This is a genomic window from Micromonospora sp. NPDC050695 (genome assembly GCF_040654415.1).
Classification (GTDB): domain Bacteria; phylum Actinomycetota; class Actinomycetes; order Mycobacteriales; family Micromonosporaceae; genus Micromonospora.
The window spans coordinates 258,260-269,928 of the sequence record NZ_JBFAHZ010000001.1; the positions used below are offsets into that span (position 1 = coordinate 258,260).

General features: G+C 70.6%; 11 protein-coding genes. 7 read left to right on the forward strand and 4 right to left on the reverse strand.

The window, feature by feature from the left end:
- Nucleotides 1-7: 7 nt before the first annotated feature.
- On the reverse strand, nucleotides 8-1,027 hold the full coding sequence (locus AB0H52_RS01290) for an aldo/keto reductase (RefSeq protein ID WP_357944435.1): 1,020 nt from the start codon (nucleotides 1,025-1,027) through the stop codon (nucleotides 8-10).
- Nucleotides 1,028-1,142: 115 nt separating this feature from the next.
- On the opposite strand from AB0H52_RS01290, the gene AB0H52_RS01295 reads away from it, so the two are divergent.
- The 3 genes from AB0H52_RS01295 to AB0H52_RS01305 are packed head-to-tail and all read left to right on the forward strand — an operon-like array spanning nucleotide 1,143 to nucleotide 4,401.
- Complete coding sequence (locus tag AB0H52_RS01295) at nucleotides 1,143-1,592, forward strand: helix-turn-helix transcriptional regulator (protein WP_151489032.1); 450 nt, start codon at nucleotides 1,143-1,145, stop codon at nucleotides 1,590-1,592.
- A gap of 5 nt (nucleotides 1,593-1,597) precedes the next feature.
- Nucleotides 1,598-2,008, forward strand: coding sequence for a VOC family protein (locus AB0H52_RS01300; RefSeq protein WP_151489033.1), 411 nt, complete (start codon nucleotides 1,598-1,600; stop codon nucleotides 2,006-2,008).
- A 35-nt stretch (nucleotides 2,009-2,043) separates the two neighbouring features.
- Entirely contained in the window at nucleotides 2,044-4,401 is a 2,358-nt protein-coding gene (locus AB0H52_RS01305; RefSeq protein WP_151489034.1) for an excinuclease ABC subunit UvrA, read from the forward strand.
- Between the two features lie 23 nt (nucleotides 4,402-4,424).
- Here the strand turns inward: AB0H52_RS01305 and AB0H52_RS01310 are convergent, their stop codons facing one another.
- Nucleotides 4,425-4,850 (reverse strand): VOC family protein, encoded by a 426-nt coding sequence (locus AB0H52_RS01310; RefSeq protein WP_151489035.1) that lies wholly within the window; start codon nucleotides 4,848-4,850, stop codon nucleotides 4,425-4,427.
- A 203-nt stretch (nucleotides 4,851-5,053) separates the two neighbouring features.
- Between AB0H52_RS01310 and AB0H52_RS01315 the strand changes: the two genes are divergently transcribed.
- A complete protein-coding gene (locus AB0H52_RS01315; RefSeq protein ID WP_357944440.1) occupies nucleotides 5,054-6,886 on the forward strand; it encodes a glycoside hydrolase family 15 protein in 1,833 nt (610 codons plus the stop codon).
- On the opposite strand, the gene AB0H52_RS01320 is transcribed toward AB0H52_RS01315, so the two are convergent.
- A complete protein-coding gene (locus AB0H52_RS01320; RefSeq protein ID WP_225854257.1) occupies nucleotides 6,883-7,710 on the reverse strand; it encodes a DUF72 domain-containing protein in 828 nt (275 codons plus the stop codon). The genes AB0H52_RS01315 and AB0H52_RS01320 overlap by 4 nt on opposite strands.
- A gap of 124 nt (nucleotides 7,711-7,834) precedes the next feature.
- Here AB0H52_RS01320 and AB0H52_RS01325 point away from each other — a divergent pair, with 124 nt between their 5' ends.
- Nucleotides 7,835-8,845 (forward strand): glycosyltransferase, encoded by a 1,011-nt coding sequence (locus tag AB0H52_RS01325; RefSeq protein WP_151489038.1) that lies wholly within the window; start codon nucleotides 7,835-7,837, stop codon nucleotides 8,843-8,845.
- Between the two features lie 134 nt (nucleotides 8,846-8,979).
- Nucleotides 8,980-9,708 carry a Clp protease N-terminal domain-containing protein gene (locus tag AB0H52_RS01330; RefSeq protein WP_278123861.1) on the forward strand — a complete coding sequence of 243 codons (729 nt, stop codon included), beginning with the start codon at nucleotides 8,980-8,982 and terminating at the stop codon, nucleotides 9,706-9,708.
- 9 nt (nucleotides 9,709-9,717) lie between these two features.
- Here AB0H52_RS01330 and AB0H52_RS01335 read toward each other — a convergent pair whose 3' ends face one another.
- Nucleotides 9,718-10,236, reverse strand: a complete 519-nt coding sequence (locus AB0H52_RS01335) for a hypothetical protein (protein ID WP_357944444.1) — start codon at nucleotides 10,234-10,236, stop codon at nucleotides 9,718-9,720.
- A gap of 699 nt (nucleotides 10,237-10,935) precedes the next feature.
- Between AB0H52_RS01335 and AB0H52_RS01340 the strand changes: the two genes are divergently transcribed.
- Nucleotides 10,936-11,598: a GNAT family N-acetyltransferase gene (locus AB0H52_RS01340; RefSeq protein ID WP_357944447.1), complete on the forward strand. Its 663-nt coding sequence runs from the start codon at nucleotides 10,936-10,938 to the stop codon at nucleotides 11,596-11,598.
- Nucleotides 11,599-11,669 lie beyond the last annotated feature (71 nt).

Sequence of the window (11,669 nt, forward strand, 5' to 3'; positions counted from 1 at the left end):
GGGCGCCTCAGCGACGTCGTCGCGCCGCGTCGAGCAGGGCGGGCGGGGTGTCGAACTTCTCGTGGGCGGCGAGGTCGACGCCGGGGGCGACGATCGTGTCGATCGCGTCGAGCACGTCGGCGGAGAGTGTGGTGTCCGCGGCGTCGAGTTGGGAGCGCAGATGCTCCATGGTGCGGGGGCCGATGATCGCGCTGGTCACGGCGGGGTGCGTGGTGACGAAGCCGAGCGCGAGTTGGATCATGGTGAGGCCGGCCTCGTCGGCGACCGTGGCCAACCGTTCGACGGCGTCGAGCCGGGCCTGGTTCGCCGGGATGGTGGTGTCGAAGCGTTGCGGAAGGATCGCCGAGCGGCTGGTGGTGATCTCCCGGCCCGCCCGGATCGCGCCCGACAGCCAGCCGGAGGCCAGCGGGCTCCACGCCAGCACGCCGAGCCCGTACTGCTCGGTGACGGGCAGGACGTGTGCCTCGACGCCGCGTTGCAGGATCGAATAGCTGGGCTGCTCGGTGACGTACCGGCCCAGGTGGTGTTCCCGGGCGGCCCACTCGGCCTGCACGATGCGGTACGCGGGGAACGTCGACGAGCCGAAGTAGCGGATCTTCCCGGCGCGTTGCAGGTCGGTCAGCGCCGACAGTGTCTCCTCGTCGCTGGTGCGCGGATCCCACCGGTGGATCTGGTAGAGGTCGACGTGGTCGACGCCGAGGCGGTGCAGGCTGTGGTCCAGTTCGGTGACCAGCCAGCGCCGTGAGCTGCCCTGGTGGTTGCGCTCGTCGCCCATGGGCATGCCGGCCTTCGTGGCCAGCACGAGGTCGTCGCGGCGACCGACGATGGCCTTGCCGACCATCTCCTCCGACTCGCCCTGGCTGTACATGTCGGCGGTGTCGATGAGGTTGATCCCGGCGTCCAGGGCGGCACCGACCAGAGTGGTGACCTCGTCCTGGGTGGTACGCCCCAGGCTGCCGAAGTTCATCGCGCCGAGCGCGAGTGTGCTGACCTGGACGCCGGTGCGACCCAAGGTGCGGTACTGCATGACTGCCCTCCACGAGCGGGTAGATTCGGATAAGCGGAGCGCTGTTCCGCTAGGAACTATACGGAACATTGTTCCGCTTGCCAAACCGCCCTCGCTATGTGGCACGATTTGGCCTGTGACCAGCACACCTGCCGAGGAGCAGCGCCTGCGCGACCTGGCGCGGCTGCGCCGCGTCCGGGACCGGATCGACCGGGAGTACGCGCGGCCGCTGGACGTCGAGGCGCTCGCCCGGGGCGTCCACATGTCGACCGGGCACCTCAGCCGCGAGTTCCGGCAGGCGTACGGCGAGTCGCCGTACAGCTACCTGATGACGCGGCGCATCGAGCGTGCGATGGCGTTGCTGCGCCGGGGTGACCTCAGCGTCACCGATGTCTGTTTCGCGGTCGGCTGCTCGTCGCTGGGCACCTTCAGCACCCGATTCACCGAGCTGGTGGGTGTCCCGCCGAGCGTCTATCGACGAGAGGCGGTACGCGCGACGGCGGGGATGCCCTCCTGCGTGGCGAAGCAGGTGACCAGACCGATCAGGAATCGAGAAGCGGCGCACCTCGAGCCGCACCTAGCCTGACTGTCATGGACATCAGCATTCACAGCAGCTTCCTGCCGCACACCGACCCGGACGCCTCCCTGGCCTTCTACCGCGACGTCCTCGGCTTCGAGGTCCGCAACGACGTCGGCTACCAGGGGATGCGCTGGATCACGGTCGGTCCCGTCGATCAGCCCGACACGGCGATCGTCCTGCACCCGCCGACCGCCACCCCCGGGCTCACCGACGACGAGCGCCGCGTCATCGCGGAGATGATGGCCAAGGGCAGCTACTTCGGCGTCAACCTGGCCGCCTCCGACCTCGACGACACGTTCGGCAAGCTGGCCGGCAGTGGCGCGGAGGTCGTGCAGGAGCCGACCGACCAGCCGTACGGCGTTCGGGACTGCGCCTTCCGCGACCCGGCTGGCAACATGGTCAGGATTCAGGAGAAGCGCTGAGCGGTCGGCCGGGCCGGGCGACAGATGGAGACACGATGACGCACGCAGCCGACAGTCACGACCTGATCCGTGTGCAGGGTGCGCGCGTCAACAACCTCAGAGACGTCAGCGTCGAGATCCCGAAGCGCCGGCTGACGGTGTTCACTGGCGTCTCCGGCTCCGGCAAGAGTTCGCTGGTGTTCGGCACCATCGCCGCCGAGTCGCAGCGGATGATCAACGAGACGTACAGCTCGTTCGTGCAGGGCTTCATGCCGACGCTGGCGCGCCCGGACGTCGACCTGCTGGACGGCCTGACCACGGCGATCATCGTGGACCAGGAGCGGATGGGCGCGAACTCCCGTTCCACGGTGGGCACCGCCACCGACGCGAACGCGATGCTGCGCATCCTGTTCAGCCGGCTCGGGCAGCCGCAGATCGGCTCGCCCAACGCGTACTCCTTCAATGTCCCCTCGGTGCGGGCCAGCGGCGCGATCACCGTGGAGCGCGGCGCGGGCAGGACGAAGACCGAGAAGGCGACCTTCACCCGCCTCGGCGGCATGTGTCCGCGCTGCGAGGGCATGGGGTCGATCAACGACATCGACCTGACCGCGCTGTACGACGACACCCTGTCGCTCAACGAGGGCGCGATCACGATCCCCGGCTACAGCATGGAGGGCTGGTACGGCCGGATCTTCCGCGGCTGCGGCTACTTCGATCCGGACAAGCCGATCGCCAAGTACACCAAGCGGGAGCTCGACGACCTGCTCCACCGGGAGCCGACCAAGATAAAGATCGACGGGATCAACCTGACGTACGCCGGTCTGATCCCGTCGATCCAGAAGTCGTTCCTGACCAAGGACGTCGACGCGTTGCAGCCGCACATCCGCGCCTTCGTGCAGCGGGCGGTCACGTTCACGACCTGCCCCGACTGTGGCGGCACGCGGCTCAGCCGGGAAGCACTCTCGTCGAAGATCAAGGGCAGCAACATCGCCGATGTCTGCGCGATGCAGATCAGCGACCTGGCCGCCTGGGTCCGAGGTCTCGACGAGCCGTCGGTGGCCCCGCTCCTCAAAGGGTTGCAACACCTCCTCGACTCGTTCGAGGAGATCGGCCTGGGCTATCTCTCGCTCGACCGGCCCTCCGGCACCCTGTCCGGTGGTGAGGCGCAGCGCACCAAGATGATCCGCCACCTCGGTTCGTCGCTCACCGACGTCACCTACGTCTTCGACGAGCCGACCATCGGCTTGCACCCGCACGACATCCAACGGATGAACGAGCTGCTGTTGCAGTTGCGCGACAAGGGCAACACCGTGCTGGTCGTGGAGCACAAGCCGGAGGCGATCGCGATCGCCGACCACATCGTCGATCTCGGTCCCGGCGCCGGCACGGGTGGTGGCACCGTCTGCTACGAGGGCACCGTGGAGGGTCTGCGCGGCAGCGGCACCATCACCGGTCGCCACCTCGACGACCGGGCGTCGCTCAAGCCGGCGGTACGTACCCCGACCGGGGCACTGGAGATCCGCGGCGCCACCGCCCACAACCTCCGCGACGTGGACGTCGACGTTCCGCTGGGGGTGCTCTGCGTCGTCACCGGCGTCGCCGGATCCGGCAAGAGTTCACTGATCCACGGCTCGATCCCGGCCGGCGCGGGCGTGGTGTCGATCGACCAGGGTGCGATCCGCGGTTCACGGCGGAGCAACCCGGCCACGTACACCGGTCTGCTCGATCCGATCCGCAAGGCGTTCGCGAAGGCCAACGGCGTGAAGCCGGCGCTGTTCAGCGCCAACTCCGAGGGCGCCTGCCCGACCTGCAACGGCGCCGGCGTCATCTACACCGACCTGGCGATGATGGCCGGCGTCGCCACCACCTGCGAGGACTGTGAGGGCAAGCGGTTCCAGGCGTCGGTGCTGGAATACCACCTCGGCGGTCGGGACATCAGCGAGGTGCTCGCGATGTCGGTGTCGGAGGCCGAGAAGTTCTTCGGCGCCGGCGACGCGCGGACGCCGGCCGCGCACGCCATCCTCGACCGGCTCGCCGACGTCGGGCTGGGGTATCTCAGCCTCGGCCAGCCGCTCACCACGCTGTCCGGTGGCGAGCGGCAGCGGCTCAAGCTGGCCACCCACATGGCCGAGAAGGGCGGCGTCTACGTCCTCGACGAGCCGACCACCGGCCTGCACCTGGCCGACGTCGAGCAACTGCTCGGTCTGCTCGACCGGCTCGTCGACTCGGGCAAGTCGGTCATCGTCGTCGAGCACCACCAGGCGGTCATGGCGCACGCCGACTGGATCATCGACCTCGGTCCCGGTGCCGGGCACGACGGCGGCCGGATCGTCTTCGAGGGCACACCCGCCGACCTGGTCGCCGCCCGCTCCACCCTCACCGGCGAGCACCTGGCGGCGTACGTCGGCACCTGATCGCGCCCCCCGCCACGACCCCGTCAGGCGCTCGTTCGGGACGCGAGGATGTCCAGGTAGTGCGGGTTGGTCATGACACCCAGCAGGTTGCCGAACGGGTCGACCACCGAGGCCGTGACGAAGCCTTCGTCGCCGTGCGCGGTGATCGGCTGGTGCTGTGTGGCGCCCAGCGCCAGCAGCCGCTGCACGGTGGCGTCGAGGTCGTCGACGTGCCAGTGCATGATCGTGCCGCCGGGCGCGTCGGCCGTGCCGGGTGGCGCGTACCTGCGGTCGATGATGCCCAACTCGGCCTCGTAGTCGCCGACGCGGAACTCGGTGTACGCCAGGCGTCCGTCCGGGCCCGAGCGCCGGAAGTACGCCTCCTGGCCCAGGAACTCCGCGTACCAGGCGGTGGCGGCGGCGACGTCGTCCGCCCAGATGTTGAGGGTCGCGAATCCCCGCAGGCTCATGGTGTTCCTCTCGTCGGTGTGTGGCTTCCCCCGTGCACGCTAGCGAGCATTGCGGAGGGAGCGGTTCCGCAATGCTCGCCACCTCGACGTCAGCGGACCGGGGTGCGGCACTCAGCGGGTGGCGCCCAAGGCTCCCGTACCCGGTGTGTGAGACGCCGCTCGCCGGGTAGCCACCGCCGTCGGACCGAGTGGCGGGAGTTCGTGTGAAGCCCTACCCCGCGGTGGAGGAGCACGGCCTGATCGGCGATCTGCAGACCGCGGCCCTGATCAGCGCCGACGACACGGTCGACTGGTTCTGCGCGCCCCGCTTCGACTCGCCGAGCGTCTTCGGCGCCCTGCTGGATGCCCGCAAGGGCGGCCACTTCCAGCTCGCCCCGGACGGGGTCGATTACACGAGCAAGCAGCTCTACCTCCCCGGCACGCCGATCCTGATCACCCGCTTCCACGGCGCGGACGGCGTGGGGGAGCTGTTGGACTTCATGCCCGTCACCGGTGCGCAGGCCACCGACCGGCACCGGTTGATCCGGCTGGTCCGGATGGTCCGGGGCAGCATGCGGTTCCGCGTCGACTGCCAACCCCGGTTCAACTACGCCCGCGACCCGTACGAGCTTGAGGCCCACCCCGAGGGTGACGTCTTTCGCAGTTCGACCATGAGCCTCACCCTCACCCCGTTCCGGGACACCAAACGGCTCATCGACGCGCAGGACATCCGCCGCGACGCGGAGGGCCTGTCGTCGCGGTTCACGCTGCAGGCGAACGACATCGGCGGGGTCGTCCTGGAGACGGCCTGCCCGAACGCGCCCCGCGCGATCAGCACCGAGCAGGCGGGCGCACTGCTCGCCGAGACCCGCGACTTCTGGCGGCGGTGGCTGGACCGGTCCCACTACACCGGCCGCTGGAGGGAGATGGTCGAGCGGTCCGCGATGACTCTCAAACTGATGACGTACGCCCCGACCGGCGCCCTCGTGGCCGCGCCCACCGCGGGGCTGCCGGAGCAGGTCGGCGGGCAGCGGAACTGGGACTACCGTTACACCTGGATCCGCGACGCCTCCTTCTCGGTGCACGCGTTGCTGCGACTGGGCTTCACCGACGAGGCCGCGAAGTATCTGTGCTGGCTCGACGCGCGTATCCGGGACGCCCGCGACGGCGACCTTCCCCTGCAGATCATGTATCGGGTCGACGGCTCATCGGACCTTCCCGAGGAGGTGCTGGGCCACCTGGAGGGCTACCGCGGCTCGGCACCCGTACGGATCGGCAACGGCGCGGCGGGCCAACTGCAACTCGACATCTACGGTGAGGCGCTCAACTCACTGGAACTCGCCGACCGGCACGGGCTGATCGCCCCGTACGAGGGGTGGCGCAAGACGGCGGGGCTGATGGACTGGCTCTGCGATCACTGGGATCAACCCGAGGACGGCATCTGGGAGACCCGGTCGGGTCGGCAGGACTACACCTACGGACGGATGATGTCCTGGGTGGCGCTGGACCGGGCCATCCGCCTCGCCCAGCGCCGTGCGCGACCCGGCGACACCACCCGCTGGACGACCGAACGCAACGCCATCTACGAGCAGATCATGGCTCGTGGCTTCCACCCGAAGCGTCAGGCGTTCGTGCAGCACTACCAGACCGACATCCTGGACGCCTCGCTCCTCGCGATGTCCGAGCTCGGCCTCATCGCGCCGACCGACCCGATGTGGGAGTCGACGCTGCGGGCGGTGGACGCCGATCTGGTCTCCGACAGCCTCGTCTACCGCTACGACCCCCGGGCCTCCCCGGACGGCCTGGCCGGCACCGAGGGCACCTTCAGCATGTGCACCTTCTGGTACGTCCAGGCCCTCGCCCAGTCCGGCCGGATCGACGACGCCCGGCTGACCTTCGAGAAGATGCTCACCTACAGCAACCCGCTCGGCCTCTACTCCGAGGAGATCGCCCCCACCGGCGAGCAGATCGGCAACTTCCCGCAGGCGTTCAGCCACCTCTCGCTGATCAGCACCGCGACCCACCTCGACGAACTGCTCGACGAGCGCCGCCCCTAGAAGAGGGTCAACGGCTCGACCGGTACCGGCTCGGGCAGCGGGTCGAGGCCGGGCACCCGGGCCCGTACCTCGTCGTGGAAACGGCGGGCGAGCACCGGCGCGTCGGCGTTGTCCGGGGTGTGCACGAACACCGTCGGCGAGCGCCCCTCCCGCAGCCAGTCGGCGGTGACGTCGACCCAGCGCTGCCACCCCTCGACCGTCCGGGTGGTGTCGTCGCGGCCGAGGTAGCGGACGATCGGCCGGTCGGTCAGCGCCACCGACCGCTGCGGCACACGCGGCTTCTTCATCCAGGCGTCCCGTTCCGCGTCGCTGGTCGGAGGGGTGGTGAAGAACGCGGTGGTGTCGAACGGGATCCACCCGGCGTCCGCCTCGCCGAGGGTCTGTTCGAGGAGCCGGATCGCGCGGGAATCGGTGAAGAACGCCGGGTGGCGGACCTCCACGGCGTACCGGTGGGATCGGGGGAGTTGGCCGAGGAAGCGGCTCAGGGTCGGGACGTCGGCGGGAGAGAACGAGCCGGGCAACTGGACCCAGAGGGCATGGGTACGCGGACCGAGCGGCTCGATGGCGTCCAGGAACGCGCGCAGCGGCTCGTCGGTGCCGGTGAGCCGGCGCTCATGCGTGACGACCCTGGGAAGTTTGAGGACGAAGCGGAAACCCGGATCGGTCTGCGCGGCCCACGAGGCGACGGTTTCCCGGGTCGGTGTGGCGTAGAACGTGGTGTTTCCCTCCACCGCGTCGCACCAGCCCGCGTAGTGCCGCAGTCGCTCCTGTGGTGCGAGCGGATGCGCCAGCAGCCGGCCCTGCCACGCCCGGTGGGTCCACATCGCGCATCCCACGGCTAGCCGCACGACCGCCCTCCCTCCGCCGCACCGGGCCCCGGCCGGAGCCCACGGTATACGCGCGCCGGCAACGACGGCAGCGGCGGTGTGGCAGGTAGGGTCGCACGCCATGCGCCTGCTGTTCGCGAGCCTCGCGTCCGTCGGTCACACGTATCCGTTGATCCCGCTGGCGGTCGCCGCTCGGGACGCCGGTCACGAGGTGCACTTCGCCGCCGGTCCGGCGGTGCACGCGCCGCTGGCCGCGAACGGCCTGCGGCCGTTCCGACCCGGCGACGCCTTCTACGAGGTGTACGCCGAGGATCTGGAACCCGAACTGGCCCGGCTGCGCCCGGATCTGGTGGTGCACGAGTGGGGGCTGCCGGGGGCGGCCATTGCGGCTCGGCGGGCCGGCATACCCGGCATCTGGCACGGGTTCGGCCGGCTGTTCCCCGACGACATCGGCCTCGAACCGCCCACGAAAAACCCCGAGGTCGCCGGTCGAGCGCACCTCGACATCTGCCCTCCCTCGTTGCAGGACAAGGGCTTCGTCGCCACGCAACGGCGCATCGAGCTGCGACCCGTCCCGTTCTCGCCGTCGGGTCCGCTGCCCCCGTCCGCCGCTCGTGACGGCTCCCGACCGCTGGTCTATCTGACGCTCGGTACGGCGTTCGGCACGTCGGAGCTGCTGACCACGGTCATCGCCGGACTGGCGGCGCTGGGCGCCCAGGTGGTGGTCGCCGCTGGTCGGGTGGCGCCGGAGGAGCTTGGCGAGATTCCCGACCACGTGACGGTGCATCGATGGCTGCCGCAGGCGGAGTTGTTGTCGCAGGTGGACCTCGTCGTGCACCACGGCGGTAGCGGCACGACCCTCAGCGCGCTCGCGGTGGGCGTACCGCAGCTGATGCTGCCGCAGGGCACCGACCAGTTCGCCAACGCCGACGCGGTGACCGCCGCGGGCGCCGCCCTGCGGCTGCTGCCTGCCGAGGTGCGTCCGGGTGCCGTGGCCGAGCAGGCGCGCAGGCTGCTGCCGCGTGACGGCGAGCACCGCGACGCCGCCCGCGCGCTCGCCGAGGAGATCGCCGCCATGCCCTCCCCGGCGACGGTCGCGCACCACCTGCCGGAGTACGCCGCGGCCGCCTGAACCCCAGTCGTGATCACGTCATGCTCAGCAGTCCCCTCGGGCCGTCCCCCGCTGCTGAGCGTCAAGTGATCATCGCGGGATCGATCGTCAACTTACGGTTGACGTAAGCGCACGCGTCAACTTATGGTTGACGCATGACGGAACCCATCCAGATCGGCAACACGATCAAGCTCGACGACCTCATCCAGGCCATCAAGAAGGCGCACACCGACGCCCTCGACCAGCTCACCGACGCGGTCCTCGCCGCCGATCACCTCGGCGAGGTCGCCGACCACCTGATCGGGCACTTCGTCGACCAGGCGCGGCGCTCGGGTGCCTCCTGGACCGACATCGGCCGCAGCATGGGAGTCACCAAGCAGGCCGCCCAGAAGCGCTTCGTGCCGAAGGCGACCGACGCGGCGGCGCTCGACCCGAACGCCGGCTTCGGCCGCTTCACCCCCCGGGCCCGCAACGTGGTGATGGCCTCGCAGGAGGAGGCCCGGGCCGCCGGGCAGGCCGAGATCGGCCCGGAGCACCTGGTGCTGGGCCTGCTGGCCGAGCCGGAAGGGCTGGCCGCCAGGGTGATGACCGATCGCGGCGCCACCCCGGAGGCGGTACGGGAGGCGGTGGGCGCGGCCCTCCCGCCGCCGGCCGACCAGGTCCCGGACCTCATCCCGTACGACGCGCGCGGCAAGAAGGCCCTGGAGCTGACCTTCCGGGAGGCGCTGCGCCTCGGGCACAACTACATCGGCACCGAGCACATCCTGCTCGCCCTGCTGGAGCAGGAGGACGGCACGGGTGTGCTCACCGACCTCGGCCTGAGCAAGGAGACCGTCGAGGCCGACCTGTCCGCCGCCCTCGCCGCCGCAGTCGGGCAGAAGTGACCCGTCGGGTCAGGAGACCCCGGGGAAGCCGTAACGCAGGGCGTGCTCCGGATCGGCCGGGTCGATCTGGCGCACGCCCGCGTCGGCGAGCCGCTTGTTGACCTCGTCGAGCTGGTCGCGCACCAGCCGGGCCTCCTCCTCGGTGACCCGGCCCCGGTGCGGCTTGCCGGCGTGCTCCAGCGTGCCGTAGTCGATTTTCTCTGCGCTCTTGCGGGCCTTGGGCGGGCGGACCCGCTCGGCCGTCTTCAGCAACTGCGCCATGGGCACGTCGGTGGCCATCGCGTCGAACTCGCTGGCGGTCAACACCACCCGACGCGGCTCGCCACCACCGTGGCGGTCGTAGATCTCGACCACGGCCACGTCCAGGGCCGCGTCGTCGATGTTCTCCACCTCGGCGGGGGTGGCGTCCAACTGCACAGGCCCGGCGACCAGGTCCGGGTGCTCCAGGACGACGACCCGCACCGCCTCGTCGTCCTGCTGCAGAACGGTGCCGGTGAAGTCGGAGACGTGGATCGTCTTCTTGCCCATGCGCGGAGCTTCTCCTGTCGTAGGCCGGATGCCGGACCACAAGAAATTACCCGACAGGTGTGCGAATGCCGCCGCTGGACCTCCGCCGGTGTGTCGTCCGGCGCGAACTCAGAGACTGCCCGTCGGCGCCACCCACTCGGTGGGCTGGCCGGTGACGGCGCTGATCCGGTCGTAGTCGGCGTCGTAGTGCAGCACGGTTGCGCCGTGCTCCTCCGCGGTCGCTGCGATGTAGGACGTTGGTGCGTCAGCGCGTGTTCAGGCCGTGCCTGCCGGAGCTGCCGACGGGCAGCCTGTTCACCGTGGCCCACGACATGCCGTCACCCGTCTCGCGAGGTCCCCGGTGGCGCGGTTGGGCCGGGAGGCGGTCGGCTGACTCCGTGGCTGACCAGAGTCGCGCGGGGTCCTGGTGGCAGCGGTCGTTCGGCTGAATCGGCATGCGATAACCGTCCCAAAGAAAGGTGTCCATGTATGGAAATGCGTATGACGGTCGATGGGTCCACCCGGTTCCCACGGTGAACCGCGCCCTGATCGTCCGCGGGAGGGGGCACGCGGTCGTGCACCAGCACCACCACGGCGGCCAGCACCCCACCGCCCCGACGGCGTCCTGACCCCGGCCCTCCGGCCCCGGGGATCGTCCGCCCACCCGGCCCGCCCGGCGTACGGTGATCCACGACGGGCCGGGGCGACGGGGAGGTTTGCATGCTCGACCGACGGCTCCAGCTGCACCTGGCCGCCTGGCTCGGGCAGTGGCCGGCCGGGCCGGGCCTGCACGTGGTCGGCTCACACCGCCGGGCCAGGCCGGCCTGGGACGGTCGACTGCGCCCGGCGCTCGCCGTGGACACCGGACGCAGCGGGGTGCTCTCCGTGGCGCCGGACCGGGTGGCCGCGATCCGCGCACTGGCGCACGACGCACCGGACCGGTTGCTCGCCGCGCTGCCGGAGGCCGTCGGGCGGCCCGAGTTCTGCCTGCACGACGGGCCGTTCCGGTGGAGTGTGGCACCCGCGCCGCTGCCCGACGTGGGGGAGTGGACCGCGTCCACCGCCCCCGGACTGCCACCCTGGCTGCGACTGTTCGACCGGCCGGTGCTGGTGGTGCGCGACGCGGACGGCACCTACCTGGCCGGGGCCGGCATCAAGCGGCACGACGCGTACGGGCACGAGCTGGCCATCGGCACCGTGCCGGCCGCGCGGGGTCGTGGCCTCGCCCGCCGGTTGGTGGCGCAGGCGGCGCGGCGGGTGCTCGACGAGGGCGCGGTGCCCACCTACCTGCACGAGTGGGACAACGTGGCCTCGGCCCGGGTCGCCGAGGCGGCGGGTTTCCCGGACCGGGGTTGGCGCACGTACGGGGTCTATCCGCGCTGACGCCCGACCCTCGTCGGCGCGGACCGTGGATCCCGGGCCGGATCCACGGTCCGCAACCTCCCCCCAGGTCC

What these genes read in the sequence shown, in the direction of transcription:
- AB0H52_RS01320 (WP_225854257.1), bottom strand. Translation starts at nt 7,710, where the DNA reads ATGTGGACCCACCGGGCGTGGCAGGGCCGGCTGCTGGCGCATCCGCTC.
- AB0H52_RS01325 (WP_151489038.1), top strand. Translation starts at nt 7,835, where the DNA reads ATGCGCCTGCTGTTCGCGAGCCTCGCGTCCGTCGGTCACACGTATCCG.
- AB0H52_RS01300 (WP_151489033.1), top strand. Translation starts at nt 1,598, where the DNA reads ATGGACATCAGCATTCACAGCAGCTTCCTGCCGCACACCGACCCGGAC.
- AB0H52_RS01335 (WP_357944444.1), bottom strand. Translation starts at nt 10,236, where the DNA reads ATGGGCAAGAAGACGATCCACGTCTCCGACTTCACCGGCACCGTTCTG.
- AB0H52_RS01340 (WP_357944447.1), top strand. Translation starts at nt 10,936, where the DNA reads ATGCTCGACCGACGGCTCCAGCTGCACCTGGCCGCCTGGCTCGGGCAG.
- AB0H52_RS01290 (WP_357944435.1), bottom strand. Translation starts at nt 1,027, where the DNA reads ATGCAGTACCGCACCTTGGGTCGCACCGGCGTCCAGGTCAGCACACTC.
- AB0H52_RS01305 (WP_151489034.1), top strand. Translation starts at nt 2,044, where the DNA reads ATGACGCACGCAGCCGACAGTCACGACCTGATCCGTGTGCAGGGTGCG.
- AB0H52_RS01330 (WP_278123861.1), top strand. Translation starts at nt 8,980, where the DNA reads ATGACGGAACCCATCCAGATCGGCAACACGATCAAGCTCGACGACCTC.
- AB0H52_RS01310 (WP_151489035.1), bottom strand. Translation starts at nt 4,850, where the DNA reads ATGAGCCTGCGGGGATTCGCGACCCTCAACATCTGGGCGGACGACGTC.